Annotated in this window: 21 protein-coding genes; 17 read left to right on the forward strand and 4 right to left on the reverse strand. The window is 55.9% G+C overall.

Features of this window, described 5'->3' with window-relative positions; genetic code table 11:
* Positions 1-117: 117 nt before the first annotated feature.
* Positions 118-300: a DUF1328 domain-containing protein gene (locus ACOOGA_RS03590; protein ID WP_417460342.1), complete on the forward strand. Its 183-nt coding sequence runs from the start codon at positions 118-120 to the stop codon at positions 298-300.
* A 95-nt stretch (positions 301-395) separates the two neighbouring features.
* Here ACOOGA_RS03590 and mnmA read toward each other — a convergent pair whose 3' ends face one another.
* Complete coding sequence (gene mnmA, locus ACOOGA_RS03595; protein WP_417460343.1) at positions 396-1,559, reverse strand: tRNA 2-thiouridine(34) synthase MnmA; 1,164 nt, start codon at positions 1,557-1,559, stop codon at positions 396-398.
* A 304-nt stretch (positions 1,560-1,863) separates the two neighbouring features.
* Between mnmA and ACOOGA_RS03600 the strand changes: the two genes are divergently transcribed.
* From ACOOGA_RS03600 to ACOOGA_RS03670, 15 genes are all read left to right on the forward strand, one after another.
* A complete protein-coding gene (locus ACOOGA_RS03600) occupies positions 1,864-3,729 on the forward strand; it encodes a flagellar hook-length control protein FliK (RefSeq protein ID WP_417460344.1) in 1,866 nt (621 codons plus the stop codon).
* A 23-nt stretch (positions 3,730-3,752) separates the two neighbouring features.
* Positions 3,753-4,421, forward strand: a complete 669-nt coding sequence (locus tag ACOOGA_RS03605) for a flagellar hook assembly protein FlgD (protein ID WP_417460345.1) — start codon at positions 3,753-3,755, stop codon at positions 4,419-4,421.
* A gap of 119 nt (positions 4,422-4,540) precedes the next feature.
* Positions 4,541-5,908, forward strand: a complete 1,368-nt coding sequence (locus ACOOGA_RS03610) for a flagellar hook protein FlgE (RefSeq protein WP_417460346.1) — start codon at positions 4,541-4,543, stop codon at positions 5,906-5,908.
* Positions 5,909-6,081: 173 nt separating this feature from the next.
* Positions 6,082-6,363 (forward strand): DUF1153 domain-containing protein, encoded by a 282-nt coding sequence (locus ACOOGA_RS03615; protein ID WP_417460347.1) that lies wholly within the window; start codon positions 6,082-6,084, stop codon positions 6,361-6,363.
* Between the two features lie 185 nt (positions 6,364-6,548).
* Complete coding sequence (gene fliF, locus ACOOGA_RS03620) at positions 6,549-8,273, forward strand: flagellar basal-body MS-ring/collar protein FliF (RefSeq protein WP_417460348.1); 1,725 nt, start codon at positions 6,549-6,551, stop codon at positions 8,271-8,273.
* Between the two features lie 65 nt (positions 8,274-8,338).
* Complete coding sequence (fliG, locus tag ACOOGA_RS03625) at positions 8,339-9,346, forward strand: flagellar motor switch protein FliG (protein ID WP_417460349.1); 1,008 nt, start codon at positions 8,339-8,341, stop codon at positions 9,344-9,346.
* Between the two features lie 17 nt (positions 9,347-9,363).
* Positions 9,364-10,044 carry a hypothetical protein gene (locus ACOOGA_RS03630; RefSeq protein ID WP_417460350.1) on the forward strand — a complete coding sequence of 227 codons (681 nt, stop codon included), beginning with the start codon at positions 9,364-9,366 and terminating at the stop codon, positions 10,042-10,044.
* Between the two features lie 59 nt (positions 10,045-10,103).
* On the forward strand, positions 10,104-10,466 hold the full coding sequence (gene fliN / locus ACOOGA_RS03635; protein ID WP_417460351.1) for a flagellar motor switch protein FliN: 363 nt from the start codon (positions 10,104-10,106) through the stop codon (positions 10,464-10,466).
* 27 nt (positions 10,467-10,493) lie between these two features.
* On the forward strand, positions 10,494-11,258 hold the full coding sequence (locus tag ACOOGA_RS03640; RefSeq protein ID WP_417460352.1) for a motility protein A: 765 nt from the start codon (positions 10,494-10,496) through the stop codon (positions 11,256-11,258).
* Between the two features lie 54 nt (positions 11,259-11,312).
* Entirely contained in the window at positions 11,313-12,698 is a 1,386-nt protein-coding gene (locus ACOOGA_RS03645) for a sigma-54-dependent transcriptional regulator (RefSeq protein WP_420429476.1), read from the forward strand.
* 35 nt (positions 12,699-12,733) lie between these two features.
* On the forward strand, positions 12,734-14,875 hold the full coding sequence (flhA, locus tag ACOOGA_RS03650; protein WP_417460354.1) for a flagellar biosynthesis protein FlhA: 2,142 nt from the start codon (positions 12,734-12,736) through the stop codon (positions 14,873-14,875).
* Positions 14,876-14,942: 67 nt separating this feature from the next.
* Positions 14,943-15,965, forward strand: coding sequence for a GTPase (locus ACOOGA_RS03655; protein WP_417460355.1), 1,023 nt, complete (start codon positions 14,943-14,945; stop codon positions 15,963-15,965).
* A complete protein-coding gene (locus ACOOGA_RS03660) occupies positions 15,958-16,746 on the forward strand; it encodes a MinD/ParA family protein (protein WP_417460356.1) in 789 nt (262 codons plus the stop codon). The genes ACOOGA_RS03655 and ACOOGA_RS03660 overlap by 8 nt, the downstream gene beginning before the upstream one ends.
* 46 nt (positions 16,747-16,792) lie before the next feature.
* A complete protein-coding gene (locus ACOOGA_RS03665) occupies positions 16,793-19,090 on the forward strand; it encodes a hypothetical protein (RefSeq protein ID WP_417460357.1) in 2,298 nt (765 codons plus the stop codon).
* Between the two features lie 63 nt (positions 19,091-19,153).
* A complete protein-coding gene (locus ACOOGA_RS03670) occupies positions 19,154-20,068 on the forward strand; it encodes a DMT family transporter (RefSeq protein ID WP_417460358.1) in 915 nt (304 codons plus the stop codon).
* Here ACOOGA_RS03670 and ACOOGA_RS03675 read toward each other — a convergent pair.
* The 3 genes from ACOOGA_RS03675 to fliI all read right to left on the reverse strand — a co-directional run bounded on the left by ACOOGA_RS03675 (position 20,065) and on the right by fliI (position 23,326).
* Positions 20,065-21,444, reverse strand: coding sequence for an aminotransferase (locus tag ACOOGA_RS03675; protein WP_417460359.1), 1,380 nt, complete (start codon positions 21,442-21,444; stop codon positions 20,065-20,067). The genes ACOOGA_RS03670 and ACOOGA_RS03675 overlap by 4 nt on opposite strands.
* Positions 21,445-21,527: 83 nt before the next feature.
* A complete protein-coding gene (locus ACOOGA_RS03680; RefSeq protein ID WP_417460360.1) occupies positions 21,528-21,977 on the reverse strand; it encodes a flagellar export protein FliJ in 450 nt (149 codons plus the stop codon).
* The gene (gene fliI, locus ACOOGA_RS03685) at positions 21,974-23,326 is read right to left on the reverse strand and encodes a flagellar protein export ATPase FliI (RefSeq protein ID WP_417460361.1); all 1,353 of its coding nucleotides are present in this window, start codon (positions 23,324-23,326) and stop codon (positions 21,974-21,976) included. Before fliI ends, ACOOGA_RS03680 begins: the two co-directional genes overlap by 4 nt.
* A gap of 309 nt (positions 23,327-23,635) precedes the next feature.
* Between fliI and ctrA the strand changes: the two genes are divergently transcribed.
* Positions 23,636-24,337: a response regulator transcription factor CtrA gene (gene ctrA / locus ACOOGA_RS03690; protein WP_417460362.1), complete on the forward strand. Its 702-nt coding sequence runs from the start codon at positions 23,636-23,638 to the stop codon at positions 24,335-24,337.
* The last annotated feature ends 74 nt before the right edge of the window (positions 24,338-24,411 follow it).

Below are 24,411 nucleotides of genomic sequence, written 5' to 3' on the forward strand. Positions count from 1 at the left end.
TGAAATGGCTCGTTCGCCAGTATCCTGAGCCTATCTTTATACTTGTGGCAGCCGCTTAGTACTGAGAATTGATGCCGTCCCACCTAGAGTGGTCACAGCAACAAGAGGAGAATAGACATGCTTGGATGGGCATTAACGTTTTTCATTCTGGCGGTTGTGGCGGCAGCCCTCGGCTTTGGTGGCCTTGCAGGTACACTCGCATGGGCAGCAAAATGGCTGTTTTTTGCCTTCATTATCCTGTTTATCGTTACGCTGGTGGCGAATATCGTCAGTGGCCGACGTAACCCTCCCCCACTCTGATAAGATGGACGGGAACAAAAGGCATGATGTGCAGGCGCTCCCGGTTGGGGCGCCTGTCTTCGTTCAAGCTTATAGGCTGAATGGGCGTATCTGATTTATGCTGCAGCGAGGCGTGGGTCTGCGCTCTCGGCGCGGTCGATCCAGCCGCCACCAAGCACACGGTCACCATCATAAAACACCGCAGCCTGCCCCGGTGAAACACCGGCTTCAGCTTCTTCGAGCACAAGACGAACACGTGTGCCTTCCATGAACAGTCGCGCGGGAACCCCCGGACGGGTGGACCGGATTTTTGCGATCACCATCAGGCCTTCATGTGGCACAGGCTCACCAATCCAGTTCACGTCCTTCACACCGATAGCTGTGGTGAGAAGTGCTTCTTTGGGGCCCACAATCACTTGTTTTTTGGCCGGGTTCAACTTCACCACATAAAGCGGCTCGTCTGTGCCGCCGATGCCAATGCCGCGCCGCTGGCCGATGGTATATTTCACAATGCCTTCGTGTTGGCCAAGCACATTGCCATCCACATCAACGATATCGCCGGGCTCAAGCGCACCGGGGCGCAGGCGTTCAATCACGTCCACATAGCGGCCTTCCGGCACAAAGCAGATATCCTGGCTATCGGGCTTGTCGGCGACCGTGAGGCCAAAGCGCTCGGCCTGCCCGCGTGTTTGTGCTTTATCCATATGCCCCAGCGGGAAACGCAGGAAATCCATCTGTGCTTGCGTGGTAGCAAACAGGAAATAGCTTTGGTCTTTGCCGCCGTCGACCCCGCGCACCAGATGCGCCTTGCCATCCGCGCCCACGCGCCGCTGCACATAATGCCCGGTGGCCATACAGTCGGCACCAAGGTCGCGCGCAGTATCCAGGAGGTCCTTGAACTTCACGGTCTGGTTGCAGCGCACACAGGGGATTGGTGTTTCCCCCTTGATGTAGCTGTCGGCAAACTCTTCCATCACCTGGTTTTTGAACCGGCTTTCATAGTCCAGCACATAATGCGGGATGCCAAGCTCGTCAGACACGCGGCGCGCATCATGAATATCCTGCCCGGCACAGCAGCTGCCTTTTTTCTGGACAGCAACACCGTGGTCATAAAGCTGCAGCGTGATACCAACAACGTCATAGCCTTCTTCTTTGAGAAGGGCAGCCGTCACAGAACTATCCACACCGCCAGACATGGCGACAACAACACGCGTGTCAGCGGGTGCCCGGTCAAAGCCCAGACTGTTTATTCCCCCTGAATATGGTGTGCCGCTTGTCATGGCTGATATTTCCTACAAGTTTGGTCCTGTTTCCAAATCTGCCGTGCATATAAGCTTTCCGGTGGCTGAGAGCAAGCGTTTCCCCCGCTTTTTTATATGCCCATCCTTCGGCTCGATTTTCCCTATCTGCCATTTTTGCCCGGCAATAACATCCGTCATAGGGCCCGTACGATCGGGCGGTTATCGCTAAGTCGCGGGAATCAGGCAGATTCCAAGCTTACCACAAAATTGGCCCGGCCTTTGCTTTATTGAGGGTGACAAAAACCCCTCCCGGCACATCGGGAGCCCAATTTGGTAAAGATATATGAACCCGATTGAACAGTTGACGCAGACACAAAACGCATCGCCCCTGCAGGCGATTGCTGCCCTTTTTGGCCCGCAAAGAGCCGAAGGCAGTACCGATGCAGCAGCGGCGGCGGAGTTTGCCAATCTTCTGCAATCGGCTCAGGCTGTATCCGGCACTGGCAAGGTTGCCGGTGTCATGGCAGACGGCTCGCAGATTGAAGGCCTCCAAGGCGTTGGCCAGCTCTCTAATGAGCAGGCCGAAGTTCTGGCTTCCCTCGGTATCGCACTGCCCGCAGATCAGGTCCCGGCGACCTTCCAGGACATTATCAACAAATATGGCCCTGAGAATGTTGTCGCGACTGAAGGCAGCACACTGCCACCGGCTGACACCAAGGTACTTGCGTCCTCTGTTGTCAACCCTGCGGCAGCGACGGTGACCGCTGGTGGTCAAGCCGCACCTGCGCTCGATTTTGCGAGCCTGCCGGAAGGTGCGCGCGCCGAACTATTAAACAGCCTGCAGGCTGGCGCGGCGAATGGCACTGTGCCACCGCTCACGTTAACAGCGCCAAACGGTGAAACCCACGTGCTCCCTGTTGCGGAGCTGGTTGCCCTGATCAATGGTGCCGCCGATGCCGCAGCACCAGAGGTGCAGGTTGCAGCACAAGCTGCAGCGGCGGCCAATACCGCTAAGGCACCACAAGCCGTAGAAGCGCCAAGCGCACCGACCAACCCTGAGGCAACAACAGATACACAGGCGCAGCCCCAAGCGGCCAGCGCTGCCCCAAGCACCGTGCTATCTGGCGACCCACTTACAAACCCCACGGTTGATACTACAGCAAATGCGGCAGTAACTACCGATACTTCCGTTGGCGATGAGCCGGCCATCACTCGCGAAACAGCAGTTGATGCAATTGCGAGAGCTCCGGAAGACGATAAAAACCTGGTTGAGACGTCAAACAAAAAGCCGTCTGACGAAGCACAGAATAACCCGAACGGCCATATGGTTGCCGCACAGCAAGCACAGCAGCAAGCTGCCGCAGTAGCCGCACAGCAAAACACGGCACTTAATGGCGGCAAAAAATCATTCATGGGCGCTGTGAACGAAAAACCCACGGTCTCCAGCGCCACCGGCGCACCAAGCCAAGCTACCCCGCAGGTGGCTGGCCAAACAGCCGTGCCGGATGCGTTGACTGCTAAAGCGGTTGAACCTGTCGCCCCGCGCCCTGAAGTGCTGCCGCAAATGAGTGCAGCGCGTGACCTTGGCATGGGCACCACCCCTGCCCTCACGCCGGAGCGCCTTGCAGGCATGCCCGATGGCGGCGCCGCAGCGATGGTCGCTACCGGTCTTTCCGGCATGAAAAGCGATAGCGGTTTCATGTCCAGCATGAGCCTTTTGGGCGGAAATCCGTCTCGTGGCCTGCAGGGCCATGTAGCAAAACAATTGAACATGAGCGTCTCTCGCGCCGTGAAAGCTGGCGAGCAGGAATTTACCCTGCGGCTTGACCCGGCAGAGCTCGGGCGTGTGCAGGTAAAAATGCGTTTCATGGACGGCGGCCGTGTGCACGCCCAGGTGATTGCAGAGCGTCCAGAAACGCTTGAACTGCTGCAGAAAGATAGCCGCGGGCTTGAACGCGCACTGAACGCCAGTGGCCAGAAGGGCGAAAACCCGGTCATTGAGTTCAGCCTCGACCAAGGCAACCACGAAAGTGCTGGTCGCGCGTTTGCAGAAGCCGTGCAACAGGAAAAAATGCGAGATGAACTGGCCGCGCGCGCAGGTGGCGGTAGAGAGTTCGACGTGGCGGCAGAAGACGCAGCCGACGAGATCCCGCTGGATGAAATTCTACCATATGTGGATGCCGAAACCGGCCTCGACATTCGGGTTTAGGTAAGCGAGAAGGTATAGAGAAAATGGTTGATGGCGTTTCAGCAACAAGCTCAAGCCAAACCTACCAGACGGCGGGCGACAGGTCCGCTGCGTCTTTGGCAAATGATTTTGACGACTTTCTCGTGTTGTTGACCACACAGTTGCAACACCAGGACCCTATGGACCCTATGGACAGCAACCAGTTCACACAACAGTTGGTGCAGTTCTCCGGTGTGGAGCAGCAGATCAAAACCAACCAGAATCTTGAGACCTTGGCCGCATTGACCATGATGAGCAACCAAAGCTCGCTGGCAAGCTATCTGGGCAAGGACGCACTGGTGCCGCGCCCGAATGGTGAACATGACGGCACAAACGGCATTATGTGGCGGTACCATAATGAAACCGCTGCAGAAAAGCTGACGTTTGAGATCCGCAACGATCAGGGTGATGTGGTCCACACGAGTGACGGCGAGAAAGCCGCGGGCGTCCATGACTTCCAGTGGGACGGTAAGCTTGAAAACGGCGAATTTGCCCCAGCTGGCGAATATACCCTCAAGATTGCTGCAGAGGACGCCGGTGGACAGAAACTTGAAACAGGCATCGCTGTACGCTCCCGCGTTCAGTCGGTTGACCTGACAGGCACTGAGGCCGTCTTTGTTGTTGGCCCGAACCTCGTGTCGCAAAACGAAATTATTCAGCTTTTCAGTGAGTAAAAGCCGAAACTACGCTGGACCGAAGTGCCCAGCGTGTCCAACCAGCAAGCTCGTTGGCTGGACAAGAGCAGAAAGCCCAAAGCCAGTGAAAACGCAAAAGAGAGTATAGGAGAAGTAAAATGGCATTCACTGCTCTGGCAGCAGGTGTATCGGGGCTTCAAGCCTTCACCGACGGTGTAGGCGTAATCGCCGATAACATTACAAACGTAAACACAATTGGTTACAAAGAAACGCGTTCGCGCTTTTCTACCCTTGTAACTGAAACAGCATCCCTTTCGTCCTATTCACCGGGCGGCGTGCGCGCGTTCTCTGAAACGCTTGTCTCGAAACAGGGTCTGTTGCAGCCTTCCGGCTCCGCAACTGACCTCTCGATCGATGGCGCAGGCTTCTTTGTGGTACGCGACGGCGCACGGGCAGAAGACGCTTCAGGCGAGCTTCTCTACACTCGCGCAGGTGCATTCACCCAGGACGCCGAAGGGTTCTTCAAGAACACCGCAGGCCACTATCTCCTGGGCTGGCCAGTAGATTCGACCGGTGCAATTACCACCAACAAAAACCAAACAAGTGAGTTGAGCCCGATCAACATCAACAACTTGAACGGCCTTGGTGCAGCAACCAACGAAGTATCCCTTCGGGTAAACCTTGATACCGACACACCGGTTTCGGCATACACCCTAGGCACACTTGCTGACGGCTCCGTAACGCCGGACTTTGAAACTAACGTCGAGATTTTCGATAGCCAGGGCCGTAGCCACGTGGTGAACATCGGTGCCGTTCACACAGGCGACAACGCCTGGAACTACGAAATCTATTTCGATGACGCAACGGCGGTTGACGGTACTGCACACCCGGACGGCATCATCGCAAACGGTGTTCTGCAGTTCAACACAGATGGCTCTATCGACCTTGAGAGCATCATCGATGCAGCTGCAACCACGATGAATGTTGGTGATACTTCAACTCCCATTACATTCCCGGGCGGGTCAATTCCTATCACCTATGCGACTGGCGGCGGTGTGGAAGTAGACCCAGGCTCTATCTCGTTCGACTTTGGTGATGACGGTTTCAAGAACGGTTTTGTGCAATCCACAACGTCGTCCTCACGTCTGAACTATAGTGTGGACGGTGCGGCTTTCGGTAACATTACCGGCGTCTCCATCGGCGAAAACGGGGTAGTAACCGCGCTTTTCGATAACGACCTGACACTGCCGGTATACAAACTGCCGATTGCTGTGTTCCAAAACCCGGATGGGCTCGCTCGCCGCCAAGGCAATGCTTTTGGTGCGTCTGACCTCTCTGGTGACGTGAACCTGCAAGAGCCAGGCGACAGTGGTGCGGGTACTGTATCGCCAAACTCGCTGGAGCAGTCCACGGTTGACCTCGCCAGCGAGTTTGCTGAACTGATTAAAGTGCAGCGCGCTTTCTCGGCTTCAACACGGATTATCACGACCTCTGATCAGATTCTCGAGGAACTGACAAGGCTCTAATAGTCCAAGCCAAAGCTGGCTAAAATCTCTTTTGCACTGACCGGGCAGCCCTATGGCTGTCCGGTTTTGCATTGGGGGTAAAGGTTAATGAAAATTTAACCCTGAGCATTAGGTCTTTTTTAAACGAAGCGTTTCTATACTCACGACTGCCAACCAATTGTGAGTATCAGAGAATGGCACGGTCAGACGCAAAAAACCTAATCATCGGGCCAACCGGCAAGCCCCTGACGCTCGCCGATTTGCCAAGCACCAACACACAGCGCTGGGTGATCCGGCGCAAGGCCGAAGTTGTCGCTGCTGTGCAGGGCGGACTTTTGAGCCTTGAAGATGCATGCAAGCGCTATTCTCTAACCGTGGAAGAGTTCCTTTCATGGCAGGAAGCTATCAACAAGAACGGTTTGCCCGGCCTTAGAACCACTCGTATCCAGAAATATCGCGACGCCAGATCTGCCTGAAACCCACGCCCACCAGTACGTCAAGCTTTGCCTTGCGTTACGTCATAAAAATTTTCCTTTACATTTATAGGCAAAATTTGCCTAGATTTAACTATCTGTTTACCGTGACGGATTAAATTGGGGTTGGGCTCCGCGGGCATGATTGTGCCCGGGGATTATTTTAGGCGGATATTCTACCGAGGTGGGTGTTGGACGGTCTTCTGCAATTCTTAAAGAATCTCGGCACAGGCAGGCTTGTGTTGATTGGTATCGTCGGCGCGCTCGTCGCGCTCTTTTTTGTGACGATTGTCGGGCGATGGCAAACCTCCCCCATGACCGTGCTCTATACGGACCTGGACCCCGCAAACGCCGCCACCATTGTACAGCGACTTGAGGCAGAACAAATCCCGTATGAGACCGACGCAAGCGGTCGCATGTTGCGCGTACCGCGTGATCAGGTTGACCGTCTTCGCCTGACCCTCGCTGGCGAAGGGCTCACCGGCGGTGTTGTGGGCAAAGAGATTTTCGATCAAGACAGCGGTTTTGGCCGTACAAGCTTTGAGCTGAACGTAAACTATGTACGCGCAGTTGAAGGCGAGGTCGCCCGCACGATCAAATACCTCTCCTCTGTGTCGGAAGCGCGCGTGCATATCGTGATGCCGGAACGTCGCCCGTTCCAGCGTGAAGCATCTGAGCCAACAGCGTCCATCCTGATCCGAACAAATGGTGCAGGCCTAGGCCGCCGTGAAGCACAAGCCATACAGGCCCTTGTAGCTACCGCCGTGCCGGGCCTTTCGCCGGAGCGCGTAACCATTTCAGACACCAGCGGCCGCCTGCTGGTGGACGGTGCCGCTGAACAAGGCGCAAACGCGAACTTCTCCAACATGGAAGAAGCACGGCTCGCCAAAGAGCGGCTGTACCGTGACAAGATCGAACAGCTGCTGGCCCGTCGGGTGGGTGATGGCCGTGTGCGCGCGGAAGTCTCTGTCCAGATGGATATGAGCCGGACCACCACAAGCGAAGTAAGCTACGACCCGGATACGCAGGTGATCCTGTCGCAGAACATCATTGAAGAAGAATCGTCCGATGGTGACCAGGTTGGTGGCCAGGTAACCATGGGCAACAACCTGCCTGAGAATGCGGCGGGGCCGTCTAACCCAACCAGCAGCTCCTCAAAAACGCAGGAAACCACCAATTTTGAAAACTCAAAAACCGAGCGCGTGATTGTTCAGGAGCCCGGTGAAGTGACCCAGATCAGGGTTTCAGTGTTGGTGGACGGTGAGCGTACACTTGATGAGAATGGTATCACCACCGCCTATCAGGAACGGAATGCGGACGAGATTGAGCAACTGCAAAGCCTCGTATTGACGACCATACCCTATGACCCGAACCGGGGCGATCAGGTTACCGTCGCGTCCATGCGCTTTGTAGACCCCGCACCACTTACCGAGGCTGAAACTGCCTTCAACCTGTTTGGCTTGAACAAGCAGGACCTGATTGATGTGCTGACCCAGGGTGGTGTGTTTGTCTCTGTGATTCTTGTTATCCTTCTGGTGGTGCGGCCGCTTGTGATGCGGCTCATTGAAGCGATCCCGGATGCACCGCCGCCACCTGACCCGAACCAGATTGAAGACCGCACAGCCGACACGCCCGCGATTGCCGGGCCCAGCCGGGGTGGTAATGAGAGTGGCATCACGCCTGAGTTGATGGCCTTGGCCGCCTCAGGCAACGAGGATGCAGCGCTCGCCATTCGTCTTGCCCGTGAGAGCGGCGCTTTGACAAAAGACAATATGCGCACCGACGCCAAGATTGATGTGGCGCAGGTTGAAGGCCGCATTCAGGAAAGCGCCATCAAGAAGGTGGCCGATATCATCCGTGCAAATCCGGACGAGTCTGTCGCGATTGTTCGCACATGGCTCTACGCCGACTAACTGATAAGCCAGTGGATGCCCTTTGGGGGCGCCATAGTTTGAAAAGACGAGATCATAGGTAGGAAATGGCAGATTTAACTAAGATGTCGGGCTCCCAGAAAGCCGCAGCTTTCATGCTCGCCATCGGCGAAGAACATGGCCGCGCCATATGGGAAAACCTGTCGGACGATGAAGTCAAAGAGCTGTCGCAGCATATGTCTACTCTTGGCGCCATCGACGCCTTGGATGTGGAAGACCTGTTTGTTGAGTTCGCGTCTAAAGTCTCAACCGTTGGCAACCTGAACGGCTCGTTCGACAGTACCGAACGCCTTTTGAAGAAAATGCTGCCCGGCGACCGTGTACAGCAGATCATGGATGAAATTCGCGGGCCCGCTGGTCGCACCATGTGGGACAAGCTCGGCAACGTGAACGAGGTGGTGCTTGCCAGTTACCTCAAGAACGAATATCCGCAAACCGTTGCTGTCGTGCTGCAAAAAATCAAGGCTGAGCACGCTGCGCGTGTACTTGCTGTACTGCCGGAAGATTTCTCGATGGAAGTGATCATGCGCATGCTTCGTATGGAAGCTGTGCAGAAAGACATCCTCGATAAGGTTGAGCAGACGCTGCGGGTTGAGTTTATGAACAACCTGGCGCGCACCAGCCGCCGCGACAGCCATGAGACGATTGCGGAAATCTTCAACTATCTGGACCGCAGCGCGGAGAGCCGCTTCCTTGCGGCCCTTGAAGACCGCAACCGCGACAGTGCTGAACGCATTCGCGCGCTGATGTTCACCTTTGAAGACCTTGCGAACCTGGACCCAAGTGGTGTGCAGACGCTGCTCAGAAACGTGGACAAAGACAAGCTTGCGCTTGCCATGAAAGGCGCGTCCGACACACTTCGCGACCTGTTCTTCTCAAACATGTCGGAGCGTGCGGCCAAAATCCTGCGCGAAGACATGGAAGCCATGGGCCCTGTACGGTTGCGTGACGTGGATGAAGCCCAGATGGCAATGGTGAATAAAGCCAAAGACCTTGCGGAAGCGGGTGAGATCCTGCTGTCCGACAACAAGGGCGAAGACGAACTGATTTACTAGGAGCATGAGACGCTTAAATGGCTGAACCGGTAAAATACAAATTTGATACAGCCTTCGACGGCGGCGCTAAAAGCCGTTTTGACGAGGAACTGGACCGCGTGCGTCTGGACGCGGACCGTATCAAAACCGAAGCCTATCAAACCGGCCTTGAAGAAGGCCGTCGTCAAGCCCTGTCTGAAATTGAAGCCGCCACCAAAGATGCTTTGGGCGAGCTTGAGCAAGCCACACGCGCACTGTTTTCACAGCGCAACCAGCTTGAAAGCACGTTGAAGCAGGAAATGGTGCAACTGGCATATGCGATCTCAAGCAAACTGGCGCCAGCGCTTATCCGCACGCACCCGATGGCAGAGATTGAAGCCTTCATTGAAGACTGCCTCGCCACCATGCAGAAGGAACCGCGCCTTGTTGTGCGGGTGTGCGAAGACCTGGTCGACAGCATCAACGAGCGAATTGAGAACCTCAAGGCCGCCACAGGTTTCCCCGGCGATATCGTACTGATCGGCGAAGAAACAATGGGCATGCAAGACTGCAAGGTGGAATGGCCGGATGGCGGCTCTGACCGCAACCACGCAACCATCGTGCGCCAGATTGAGGACGCAGTTCAGCGCTTTGTGATGCCTGATGAAGTTGAAGCACTAAATGCTGCCAAAGCGCCAGATGATACAGAAACAACAACACAGGATACGACTGAGGGGTGAGCGGGCGCGGGCTTAGGTGCCCGGCACAGCACAGGCTCAGGGATTAAAGGGAACAACGAATGGCAAACGAAGAAGACAACAACGGCAACAATGTCGGCCTGCAGAATTTGTCTGACGGGGCGGCCAAAGCGCCAGACCTCGCGCCGCGCGAAGATGGTCAGGTCCGTTCAGCCCAGGAGCTTGAGCCGGTGTTTGACGTTCCAGTCCGGGTGCAGGCGGTGCTTGGCAAGTCCACGCTTGAGGTCAGCCAGCTTCTTAAACTGGCGCCGGGCGCGGTGATCGAGCTGGACCGCAAGGTCGGTGAAGCCATTGATATTTATGTGAATAACCGCTTGGTGGCGCGGGGAGAAGTGGTTCTGGTTGAAGACCACTTGGGCGTAACCATGACAGAAATCATCAAGCTTGATGGTGGCGTCAACTAGCTGGCGGCAATAAGGGGGCACGCGGGGATGAGCACAATTTTTGGGATGCTGTTGGCGTTTTTGCTGGTGGGTGGCGCGATCTGGCTAGGTGGCTCGCCGCTGGCATTTATCAACGGCCAGGGTGTGCTGATCGTCGTGCTAGGCACCTTCGCGGTCACAGCCATCAGCTTCCGCCTGCAGGAGATGTTCACCCTGCCCGCCAACATCTGGCAGCTATTGCGCCATGGACAGCGGGACCCGGCTGAAGAAGCCATAAAGGTGATGAAAATCGCGGTCGAAAGCCGCAAACACAACGATATTCTAATGCTGGAGCGATTGTTGCCAAAACTGAAAGATACACCCTTTCTCGCACAAGCGATGCAACTGGTGGTGGATGGTGCTGAACCGGACGAGATCGAACAGATCCTGCGCCGTGAAGCCAGCACAGCCTCTTCCCGGCACATGCGCGCGGTTGATTTCCTGCGCCGTGCCGGTGACGTGGCGCCTGCCATGGGCCTTATCGGCACGCTGATCGGCCTTGTGCGCATGCTTGGCAATCTGGATAACCCGGCTGAGATCGGCCCAGCCATGGCTGTGGCGCTTCTCACAACATTTTACGGTGCCGTGCTCGCGCATCTGGTTTTTATCCCGCTAGCCGCAAAAACAGAGCACTGCACAGACGAAGAACAACTGGTCAACAACCTCTATTCAATGGGGGCAAGCTCTATCCGGCGCAAAGAAAACCCGCGCAGGCTTGAGATGCTTCTGAATACTATTTTGCCGCCGTCGAAAAGGATCACCTTTTTCAAATAATCGGCAAATCGCATGGGCTGCCCGGTGGCAGCGACATGGTACGGAGACGAAACAATGCGACTACTCATAGTAGGCACCCTGGACGGTCAATTGGGCGCCGCGAGCCAGATAGCGATAGAGCGTGGTGCAAAGGTGACGCATGCCCCGGATATCGACACAGCGCTTGGCACGCTGAGGACCCGCGGCGCGGACCTTCTTATGGTGGAAATATCCCTCGATATTCCGTCGCTTATCCCCAAACTGCGGGCTGAGCATTTCTCCATCCCTGTGGTGGCGTGCGGTATCGGGACAGACCCGAAAATTGCAGCTGCGGCCATCCGTGGCGGTGCGAAGGAATATATCCCGCTACCGCCTGATGCCGAGCTTATCGCCGCCGTGCTGGAGGCTGTCACGGAAGATAATCAGGCGTTCATCTACCGCGACCCGATCATGAAAAACGTTGCCGCGCTTGCGGAACAGGTTGCGCCTTCTGAGGCCAGCATCATGATCACCGGCGAAAGCGGTACCGGTAAGGAAGTGATGGCGCGGTTCGTGCACCAGAAAAGCCGCCGGGCCAACAAGCCTTTTGTTGCGGTCAACTGCGCTGCCATTCCGGAAAACCTTTTGGAATCAGAGCTGTTCGGCCACGAAAAAGGTGCCTTCACAGGCGCTGTCGCCCGCCGGATCGGTAAGTTTGAAGAAGCCGATGGCGGCACTCTGCTCCTTGACGAGATCTCGGAGATGGACGTGCGTCTGCAGGCCAAGCTTCTGCGTGCCATCCAGGAACGCCAGATCGACCGTGTTGGTGGTGGCAAACCTGTTAACGTTAACATTCGCATCATCGCTACCTCCAACCGCAACCTGCAGGAGGAGGTGAAATCCGGCAACTTCCGCGAAGATCTGTTCTTCCGCCTGAACGTGGTGAACCTGCGTGTCCCTGCCCTGCGTGAACGTCCGGCGGATATCGCCGCCATCGCGGCGCACTTCGCCAAAAAATACGCGGAAGTGAACCAGGTGGACGAGCGTGAAATCTCGCCGGACGCAATGAAAATGCTGCAGGCCCATCACTGGCAGGGCAACGTGCGGGAGCTGGAGAACACCATTCACCGTGCGGTTCTGCTCGCAAGCGGTGACACCATTGGTACCGGCGCGATCCTGCTGCCGGACGCCAGCGGCAACCTGAACTTCACCGGGAATGCGGCGTCTGCGTCCTCAATGCCCTCAGCCGAAGGGGCTGGCGCGATGGACGGTGCCAGTGACCTCGAGGAAGCGGCAAGCCTTGTCGGCAAAACAGTGGCAGAGGTTGAGCGTGAGCTGATCATCGATACACTCAAACATTGCCTTGGCAACCGTACACATGCGGCAAACATTCTTGGCATTTCTATTCGCACGCTCAGGAACAAACTGAACCAGTACCAAACCGAAGGTGTTTCCGTATCGCAACCCGGCGCTCCCGTATAAGCGCTGATGCGAGTGTGGGTTTTGGATTTTAAAACATGAGCGATACAGCCTCAGGCGAACAGCAAGACGGCGGTGGCGACGGTGACGGTGACGGCGGCGGTAGAGGCCCCAACTTCAACGCGCTTCTCGGCGGACTTAAAAGTTCAGACGTAGCCTTTGCGCTCGGCATGGTCACCATCATCATGATGCTGATTATGCCGCTGCCCAGTTGGCTGCTCGACATCATGCTTGCGGCATCCATCACCTTTTCCGTGATGGTGCTGATGACCTGTATCTTCATCGTCAAACCGCTTCAGTTCAGCAGTTTTCCGACCGTGCTCCTTATCGCGACCATGCTCAGGCTATCGCTTAACATGGCGTCCACCCGGCTTATCCTGTCAGAAGGGCATAACGGTACCGATGCGGCAGGCAAGGTGATTGAGGCCTTTGGTTCCTTCCTGATGGGCGGTCAGGTTGTTATCGGCATTATCGTTTTTGCCATCCTTGTTATTGTGAACTTCATGGTCATCACCAAGGGTTCCGGTCGTATCGCGGAAGTGGCCGCGCGTTTCAGCCTGGACGCCATGCCCGGTAAACAAATGGCGATCGACGCCGATATGTCTGCGGGCCTGATTGACGAACATGAAGCCAAAATCCGCCGGAAAGAGCTGGAAGATGAAAGCACCTTTTTCGGCTCCATGGACGGTGCGGCAAAATTCGTACGTGGTGATGCCATCGCCGGTATCCTCATCACGCTTATCAACATCATCGGCGGCATCGTTATCGGTGTTGCCATCAACGACCTTTCTTTCGGGGATGCGCTCAACCAATACACCATCCTCACGGTGGGTGATGGCCTCGTCTCTCAAATCCCGGCGCTTATCGTCTCCACCGCTGCTGGTATGCTGGTCACCAAAGCCGGTGTTACCGGCCAAACAGACAAGGCGCTTTTTGGACAGCTGAGCAGCTACCCGCGCGCGCTTGGTGTTACCAGCGCGTTGTTGTTTGGTATGGGGCTGATGCCCGGCATACCATTGCTTCCCTTCGCGTTGTTTGGTGGCACGCTTGGCTATATGGCCTACTCCATCGGCAACAAGCGGGAAAAAGCCGCCGCAACAGAGGCCCGCGCGGTCAAGGACGCGGAACACAAAGCCGTGCCCACAGAAGAGCCGATCAGCTCAGCCCTTGCTATTGACCAGCTCAGGCTTGAACTTGGTTATGGTCTGCTGACCCTCATCAACGACGATAGCGGTTTCCGCCTGACCGACCAGATCAAGGCGCTGCGCCGCCAACTGGCTGGTGAAATGGGCTTTGTGATGCCGTCCGTGCGTATCCTCGATAATATGCAATTGCCTGCCAATACCTATGTGCTCAGGGTCAAGGAGACCGAAGTCGGCCGTGGTGACATTCGCCCCGGCATGCTTCTGGTGATGGACCCTGAGGGCCAACCGGTTCAAATTCCGGGTGAAGCCACGACGGAACCAGCCTTTGGCCTGCCTGCCACCTGGGTCGATTCCGGCGCGCGGGAGGAAGCCAGCTTCCGGGGTTATACGGTTGTGGACGCCGCAACGGTGATCACCACCCACCTGACCGAAGTGATCAAGGACAATATGGCCGAGCTGCTGAGCTACGCAGAAACCCAGAAACTTCTGGACGACCTGCCAAGCGATCATCAGAAGCTGGTGGCCGATATTGTGCCAAGTCAGATTACCATTTCCAGTATCCAGCGTGTGTTGCAGGCGCTGCTTAACGAGCGTATCTCGATCCGTGACCTGCCCACCATTCTGGAAGGCATCGCCGAAGCCACCGGCTTCACGCAAAACATCGTCTCGATCACCGAGCATGTACGCACCCGGCTTGGGCGGCAGCTTTGCTCGGCCTACTCCAACATGCAGGGCCTTGTACCGCTCATCACCTTGTCCCCAGAATGGGAACAGGCGTTTGCTGAAAGCCTTGTTGGCCAGGGTGAAGAGAAGCAGCTCGCCATGGCGCCCTCAAGGTTGCAGGAATTTATCAACTCTGTGCGCATCATTTATGACCAGCAGGCGGAGCGTGGTGAACAGCCGGTTCTGCTCACCAGCCCGATGGTACGGCCTTACGTTCGGTCAATCATCGAACGCTTCCGCCCGGCCACGGTGGTAATGAGCCAGAATGAAATCCACCCGCAGGCCAAAATACGGACGCTTGGACAAATTTAACAGACACCGCGCCGCGACACGGTTTTCGCGCGCGCTTTGAGAAGAAACTGAGGAAACACGATCCGCCATGCGCCTTAAAACCTTCCACGCCAAAACAATGTCGGCTGTGATGGATCAAGTCCGCGCTGAGCTTGGGCCGGATGCCATTATTATTCAAAGCGAGACAAGCAAAAGCGGCGTGCGTGTAACTGCGGCCCTTGAAGCGGGCGCAACACCACCACCTCCGAAGAAAGCACCCACACCGGAACAGACACCGCTAGCCTATGAGGTTGATCACCCTACCCCCAAAACGCGGGAGTTTGACAACGGCGATATCAGCGCGGTGCTGAACCACCACGGCTTGCCCTTTGATACCGCCAGCCATTTGGCTGAGGCCGTGCGTGCTGTGGGGGGCGGTAGCCTGTCTGAAGCCTTTTCTTCAGCGCTGGAGACCGCCATCAAATTCAGCCCGTTGACGGATGCGACATCGCGCCCCGTGATGCTGGTGGGACCACCGGGGGCCGGTAAAACCATATGCGCCGCCAAACTGACGGCAGACGCGCTGCTGCATGAACGGCCCGTGCATCTTATTTCCACAGATACGGTCAAGGCGGCAGGTATCCAGCAGCTTGACCATTTTGCACAGCTGATGAAACAGACGGTATCGACCGCCGATACACCAAACGAACTTGATGCTGTTATTCGTGCCAAAACAGACTTCATGGGCCTGACCATTATCGACACACCCGGCACCAACCCGTTCAACATGGATGAGCTGAAAGAGCTGTTGAAGTTTATCCAGAAGGTGGACGCAGAACCCGTGCTGGTGATGCCTGCGGGGCTTGATGCGCTGGACGCACAAGAGATTGCAGGTATTTTTGCGCGCATGGGATGCCAGCGCTTCATTGCTACCCGCCTTGACGCAGCGCGGCGTTATGCCAGCATGATCATGGCGGCCCGGCCCGGATATCTGGCGCTTGCCGCCATCAGCCGCAGCCCTTATGTGGCTGAAGGGCTTGAGACAGCCTCCCCTCTGACAATTTCTCGCCTTCTTACCGCGCTACCACGGGGTAAGAAAGCCGAAGCGAAAATGGATAGTAAACATGACTGACGCGCCGATGACACGGGATAAAGAAACGCTTGAGCGCCGGCTGATCACAATCGCATCCGGCAAGGGCGGTGTTGGTAAAACGTGGCTTTCCGTCACCCTTTCGCACGCGCTGTCGCACGCCGGTAAAAATGTGCTGCTGTTTGACGGTGATTTGGGGCTTGCCAATGTGGATATCCAGCTTGGCTTGATGCCGGACCGTGACCTTGGCACCTTTATCTCGGGCGATGCGCCGCTTCGCGATATCGTATGCCGTTTTGAAGAAAAAGACGGCAGCGGCTTTGACGTATTGCCGGGCAAATCAGGCTCTGGCGCGCTGGGCAGTCTCACCAAAGAAACTCTGGTCAAAATCCGCACCGGGCTGACGGCACTTGCCAGCAAATATGACTATGTGCTTCTCGACCTCGCGGCAGGCGTGGACCCTTCCGTTACCACGCTTTCCAAACACCACGGCAAGGTGCTTGTGGTGATGACAGCGGACCCGACCTCACTTACAGACGCTTACGCTTTCATCAAGATCACCGCGATGCGCAACCCAAGCGCCGATATCTCCATCGTGGTGAATAATGTGGCCAGCAAACGCGAAGGCGAAAAAGCCTATGAGGCCATCAAAAGGGCGTGCGAAGGATTTTTGAAGATTTCCCCGCCCCTTATCGGTATCATTAAGAATGATGCCAAGGTGGTTGATGCCATCCGCGCGCAGGTTCCGCTTCTGTCGCGGCACCCTCAGGCGGAAGCAGCAAAAGACATCAAGGCACTCGCGGCGGCTATCGTCGGGCGCTAGATCAGCCCGCCCGGCGGCGCAAAACGCGTTAAACCGAGGATGCTGAATGAGCGATATAACTGGCGGTGCACCAATGCCAAAAGTTGTGGACCCGGTGGCCCGTGCCACCGACAAAGCATCTGGTGTATCCAAAGACCCCCAGCGTTCGGAAACCCAGGCCCGCGAACATGGTGGTGAACGGCACGCAAAAAACGACCGCGCGGACGCCCTGCATTCCCGCGACCCGGCGGTTTCCATTTCCGCCAGCGCTGCCCACATTGAGATAGGCGAGCGGCTGAAACGCGAGATCGCCAAAATCGACCTTGAAGGCAGGCCCATTATCGTGACCGAACGGGCCACCTATGCGCTGCGCCCCGATGCCGGTTTGCGAGCGGGTGATGATGTTGAGCTTGAGATTGTTGAAGCGGGCAAAAAAGTATCTGCCGATCTTTTGATGAAAAACAATCAGGTGATCGACCCGCCGATCCGGCTCGCGCTTGTTGTTATCTCGATCCATGCGCCCGAGGGTGACGGGCAGCCTCCCCGCACAGAAGCCCCGACGACAGGCCCATCTTATAGCGGCAGGCGCCCGCAACAAAGTGTGGCACAAGGTGTGGCACAATCGACGCCACAGGTGGTGCAGGCGGACGGCGCAGAAACCCTGGCGAATTTGATCGGTGCACGAGCGTCAAGCCTCCCTAACATGTTGGAAAACAAGCCCGTTTCGGAAAATCAGTCAATTACGCCACAGTCGCGCCCCACTTATAGCAACACTTCCGCCACACTTATCGCCGATAATCCGGATAAAATTGGTGCCCGGTCCAACAGCTCAGACCTTGCAACACTCATTGCAGCCCAGCAGGGGCAGGCCCCCAAAGTGCCGCTTTATCAGTCAGCCAGCACCCAGGTTCCACCCCGTGGTGAACGCCCTGACGGAGCTCATTTTATTCCGAAGTCAGAGCTGACATCGTTACAAGCGCCACAGCAAGGCTTTGATTCCACTGGGTTAAGTGCACCCATCCAAGCCTTCACGCCAGAAGGTAGCGCCAAGGTTATCCAGTTAATGGACCCGGCCATCAGCCGTGTACCGCCCAGCCAGGTTGCCACTGTGCTCACCGTGTACCCGCTCGCGCCGGACAACGCAAAAACCCTGCCGTTACAGATCGCCAAACTGGCAGACCCAACCTCCCCGCTCGCGCGTGTTGAAACCTCTCAGGGCACCTTGATTGTCAGCCTGAAAGCCGCAGAAAACCTGAACGGAGAGCAGGTTCGCATCACCACCCCGGCTCTCGCGCCAGCCGCTCCTGAAGCGGTAAACACCGCGCCCGGTTATAAAGCGCGGCTACAACCACCGGGCATGGGTATCCCTAAAAACATTATTGTTTCGTTTCCGGAACAAGGTATGGAAAATAAGGCACTTCAGAGTGCCACCGTGAAGGCGGTTCATACCGTGCGCGCCTTCATGAGCCCTGACGGGCCACGCTCGGATCTGAGGCTGGATACCACGCGCGGTATGGTTACCGTGACGCTGCCGAACGCTGTGCGCCCGGCTGTAGGGGACGTGCTTCAGTTTCCGCTGCCCGCGCAGGAAACTGCGCCTTTGCCGCTGTCCATGCCCTATTCTGGCACCCCGATTGCGCCGACTGCAGCGATGGTTCCAGAAGCTGGCGCGCTCGCAGCCCTCAGCCACCAGGCATGGCCCGCGCTGCACCAAAGCATGACGTTCCTGAGCGGCTCTGATCCTGCAGCAGCAGCGCAACTGGCAGCGCGCTCAGCTGACGGTGGCGGCAAGCTGACCAACAGCCTGATGTTTTTCCTATCCGCCGCTGGCCGTAACAGCCCCGAAGGCTGGCTTGGTGGCGCAGCAGAAAAAGCATTGGCCGAGCATAGCCGAGCGCTATTAGACGCACTCAAGGGCGATATCACCCGCCTTATGGGCATGGCCACTGAACCTGTTGGCGAGTGGCGGCAGGTGCTTTTACCCCTTGACCTCAGGAACCCGGACATGCCGCTTATTGCCCTGCTGTTTGGCCATGGCCCACACGTTGACCCGGACCGACAGCACGGTGGTCAATATCAGGATCAGGACGACGAGAAAGACGAGCTGCAACGCTTCATTCTTGAAGTACAGTTCACTGTGCTCGGTGCTGTTCAGCTTGACGGCCTTATCCGCGGGCAGAAATTTGACCTGACGCTGAGAACTAGCAACCCCCTGCCCTCAAGCCTCAAGTATGACGCTATCCGCTTGTTTGACGATGCGCTGGGCGCCAGCGCCTTCACAGGCCAACTCAACATTCTTGAACAATCTTCCTTCCCGGTGAATGTTGAAACCATCATGCGCGAAGGCAGCAGCAGCAAAAGATAATCATTGACGCTTCCTATAAGCCTGCTACTTCGGTGAGGTAACACGGAGGGCGAGGATAACATCGTGGCAGTACTTCTGGCATTTTTTGGCTGTGTAACCATCTGGGGCTCCACATGGTATGCCATTGAGCTTCAGCTTGGGGTCGTGCCCAAGGAATGGTCCCTTGTATATCGTTTCGCTCTCGCATCAATCGTGCTGTTCGCTATATGCCTTGTGCGTCGTCAAACGCTCAAGCTGGACCTCAAGCACCATCTCTGGATGGCGCTCACCGGCCTGTTTCTGTTCTCAGGCGGGTATATCTTCACCTATTGGGGCACGGAGTATCTGACCTCAGGCCTTGTGGCTGTCACCTTCTCGATGTTGTCATTCCTCAACATCGTCAATGCTCGCATATTCCTTGGCAACCCTATCCAGCCAAGCACAATCGCCGCCGCACTTGTTGGCATTGCCGGGCTTGTGCTGTTGTTTATGCCGGAAGTGACTGCTTTCTCGCTTAGAGATGACACCACGCTCGGCCTCGCACTGTGCCTAACTGCTACGCTGATCTGTTCGTTCGGTAATATGGCTGCAGGCGCGGGCTCAAGCAGGAAAATACCAGTGCTGTCCTTCAACGCCTGGAGCCTTGGCTACGGCGCGCTCGCCAACATCATCTTTGCGCTTCTCTCAGGCAAACCCATCGCTTTTGACACTCAGCCAAGTTATGTGCTGTCCCTGCTCTACCTTTCGATCGTGGGCACAGTTGTCGCCTTCACCCTGTACATCTGGCTCATTGGCCGTATCGGGGTTGGCCGTGCGGCCTATATGGCGGTGATGACCCCTGTTGTGGCGCTGATGATCTCGACCGTGATGGAAGGTTTTATCTGGACACCAGAGGCCGTGATTGGCCTGAGCCTGGTGATTATCGGCAATGTTGCGATGATCAGGCGCAAAAGCAAAGTGGACGAGAAACCCGCACAGCCAACTGAAGCAACGGTTTAACCCTGCTGCAAGGCATTGTGCACGTCATCCAGTGCTTCTTTGAGTACGTTGCCGATAAAGTCTATCTCCGCGTGGCTGATGATGAACGGCGGGCATAATACAAGCGCGTTGCCAACCGGCCGCACAATAAGCCCACGAACCAGACAGGCCTGCCCAATATGCTCACAAATGCCAAGCTCAAGCGGATACTGCGTCCGTGTGGCTTTGTCCCGCACCAGCTCAATGCCTGCCATCAAACCGCAAACCCGCGCTTCACCCACCAATGGATGGCTTTCAAGTGACTTGAGGATTTTGGTGAAATATGGGCCAACATCATCCCTGATCCGGTCAACCAGCCCTTCGTCCTCAAGCACCTGAATGTTACGGAGCGCAACAGCCGCCGTAACGGGATGCCCTGTTGTGGTAAAGCCGTGTTGCAACACGGCCTCTGCGCCCTCGATCACCTCGGCGACCTCATCACTGATGACCGCAGCCGAGATCGGCAGATAAGCGGAGGATAGCCCTTTCGCCAATGCCATCATGTCTGCCTTGAAACCAAAGGTTTCCTGCGCGAACCAATGCCCCGTGCGGCCAAAACCTGTTACCACCTCATCCGTCACCAAAAGCACATCGTGCTTGCGGCAAATGCGTTCAACCTCAGGCCAATAACTTGCGGGCGGCACAACAGCACCAAGCGTTCCCTGGATCGGTTCACCAAAAAAAGCGGCCACATTATCGGCCCCCGCTTCAAGAATTTTCGCCTCAATATCGCGCGCGGCGGCGAGCCCAAACTCTTCCGGGCTCATATCTCCGCCAAGTCGGTACCAGAAAGGTGCTGTGGCGTGGGTCACATCTTTGCCGACCTCAAGACCAAAGTCATCAATCATGGCTTTGTTGCCGTTCAGAAGCGTCGTTGCGATCGTGCTGCCGTGATAGGCATAGTCCCGGCTTATGATAATCTTTTTGGACGGCTTGTTTTTCCGCCGCCAATAAAGCCGAACCAGTTTGATAAGCGTTTCATTCGCCTCGGAACCCGAGTTCGCGAAAAAAACCTTATTCATATGACTTGGGGATTTTTCAGCAATTTTTGCAGCAAGAGGTGCCGCATATGGGTTAGAGACAGCCGCGAATGAATGGTAATAACACAGGCGTTCCATGGCATCCGCCGCGGCAGCGGCAAGTTCTTTCCTGCCGTAGCCGATATTAACGCAGCCAAGCCCAGCCATGGCATCCAACAGGCGGATATTCTGCCCGGTAACGTAACAGCCTTCCGCATGTTCAATCATGAAGGGAGGAGCGGCCCTCAGGGCGTTCGGGTCGGTGAACGGATGCAAATGGTGTGCCCTGTCCAAAGCCTGCAACTGCGCGAGATTATCTTCCGCCTTATTGTCCGCCATGATGCTGTCCTTCCTTCAATGAGGAATAGAATGACGGCCTTCGGGCATATCAATCAAGTGATTATTTTGTCAGGGCGGGAGACTTAGCGCCGCATTTTCAAATACTTGGAATCCACCATCGCCTCTTCCCGTGCGTGGTTCTGGATACCAAGCTCGTCAAACGCGTTCTGTTCTTCCTTGGCTTCAGCCTGAGCAACGCGCTGATATTCGTGTTCCCGCGCGATCTCGAAGGTTTTCAGCTCACGGAAGCTTTCAGCCACCTTGTCGCGGTGTTCATCAAGCGCCTGTTCCTTCTCACGCAGGAACTTGGTGAACATCGCCTGTTTCTGCCGCGAGCCCTCAAGATAGGCACCATAGGTCAGTGCTGAAACCTCAGAGCCGCTGTATTCACGCGCCTGCTGTGCACGTTCTTCTTCAATCGCATCAATGACGGTGATGATCGTATCGCACTCAGCCTGAATTTCAGCAAGCTGGCGGCGCTGCTCGTCTAGCTCCCATTTCCTCAGGCGGATAATTCCGTCAAGGCGGCTCATTCGTCATCACCTCCCTGCAGGGCAAGCGCTGCAGGACCGGTCTCAAGTATCTGGCGCAAGCGCTGATAGCCCTCAAGAAGCGGGGTTTTATCATCCTTCCATTGACCCAGAAATTCTTCCAGAGGCTCATGATACCCGATGGAGGCATCCACATCAGGGTTGCTGCCCTGACGGTAGGCGCCAAGGCGGATCATCTCTTCCATATCCGTATAGGTGGACATGTAACGCTTGGCTTCACGCACCAGAAGGTTCTCTTCGTCAGAATTACAGCGTGGCATCGTCCTTGAGATAGATTTCAGGATATTAATGGCTGGATACCGGCCGCGTTCCGCGATTGCACGTTCCATCACGATGTGACCGTCAAGAATACCACGTACCGCATCAGCGACCGGCTCGTTATGGTCGTCGCCTTCCACAAGCACTGTGAAAAGCCCGGTAATATTACCTTGCCCGCGTGGCCCCGGCCCTGCGCGCTCCAGCAGGCGCGGCAACTCGGTGAACACCGTTGGCGTATAGCCTTTGCTGGTTGGCGGCTCGCCGCCTGCAAGCCCAATTTCCCGCTGTGCCATCGCAAACCGGGTCACGCTATCCATCAGACACATGACATCCTGGCCACGATCACGGAAAAACTCGGCAAGTGAAAGGGTGAGGTGAGCAGCCTGACGCCGCATCAACGCACTTTCATCTGACGTTGCCACCACGACGACGGAACGAGCAAGACCATCCTCGCCCAAATCATCTTCAATAAATTCCTGAACCTCGCGTCCCCGCTCACCGATAAGGCCAATCACACTGATATCGGCATCTGAATGACGCGCGACCATTGAAAGCAAAACGGATTTACCCACACCGGAACCGGCAAAAATACCCATCCGCTGGCCACGGCAACAGCTTACAAATGTATTGAGTGCACGAACGCCAAGGTCGATTTTTGCGCCAACGCGCTGACGAGTATGCGCAGGAGGAGGCCCAGCGCGCAGAAGACGCGGCCGTGTACCGTGGCGAATCGGTCCCTTGCCGTCAATTGGTTCACCAAGGGCATTCACGACCCGGCCAAGCCACGCGGAGGATGGGAACACAACCGGCTCGCTTTGCAGTAGCGAAACCTTGCAACCGACGCCAACACCCTCCAAGGCATCAAAGGGCATGGCGAGTGCAGTTTCATGGCGAAAGCCTACAATCTCGACCGGCACTTTACGGTAGCCGCGCGTCTCAATCTCGAGCCGGGAGCCGATTGAAATATGCTGACCAATACCGGCCAATTCCACAAGCAAACCGCGGACTCCGGTCACTCTGCCGAACCGCTTTTCGGTCTGAATTCGCTCTACTTCCTGGATAAGACTTTGCACGTTTTTCTCGTATCCTGGCCCAACCCCCAAGGCCGGCCATTGCCGAAGGATCAAGGTTACACTTATGACCGCGCCATGATGCACGAAGCTGTTTAAGGATTGGTAAAAGGACCATCCACTTTAGTCAAACCCTTAAGTTGTGCCATGTTTTTTCCTTGGAGATTCTGTTAACCTTAGTTAACATTAACCATGAAACACGCCTTGGGCGGGAGGGGTCACCGTTGATGGCGATCTGATGTGTTTCGGCGGCAGAAGGTACGCCGAGAGTTTGGCTCATGCCGGATATATACACTAACCTGGGGATGAGAAATGCGTGTTCTATTAATTGAAGACGATCCGACCATGACCCGCAGCATTGAGCTGATGCTCAACGCAGAGGGTTTTAACGTATACAGCACCGACCTTGGGGAAGAAGGCCTCGATCTTGGTAAGCTTTACGATTACGACATCATCTTGCTCGACCTGAACCTGCCGGATATGCACGGATACGATGTGCTCAAGAAATTGAGGACCGCGAAGGTCAATACACCTATCCTTATTTTGTCCGGTCTTACGGAAATGGAAAATAAGGTCAAGGGCCTCGGCTTTGGCGCCGATGACTATATGACCAAGCCTTTCCATAAGGAAGAGCTGGTCGCTCGTATCCACGCCATTGTGCGGCGCTCAAAAGGGCATTCACAGTCAATTATCAAGACCGGCAAACTGGCCGTTAACCTCGACACCAAGACGGTCGAAGTTGCTAACCAGCGCGTGCACTTGACCGGCAAGGAATATGCAATGCTGGAGCTGCTTTCCCTGAGAAAAGGCAGCACCCTCACCAAAGAGATGTTCCTTAATCATCTTTACGGTGGCATTGATGAGCCCGAGCTGAAAATCATCGATGTTTTCATCTGTAAGCTGAGGAAAAAGCTCGCAACAGCTTCTGACGGTGAAAATTACATCGAAACTGTTTGGGGGCGTGGCTATGTGCTGAGGAACCCAACGGAAGAAAGCGAAGCCGCCGCCAGTTAAGGCGTTCGTAATTCAGCAAAAGGCCGCATAGTGTTGCGGCCTTTTTTTTGCGCGGAAAGAGCATGACATACTTA

The organism is Kordiimonas sp., assembly GCF_965216265.1.
Lineage (GTDB): Bacteria > Pseudomonadota > Alphaproteobacteria > Sphingomonadales > Kordiimonadaceae > Kordiimonas.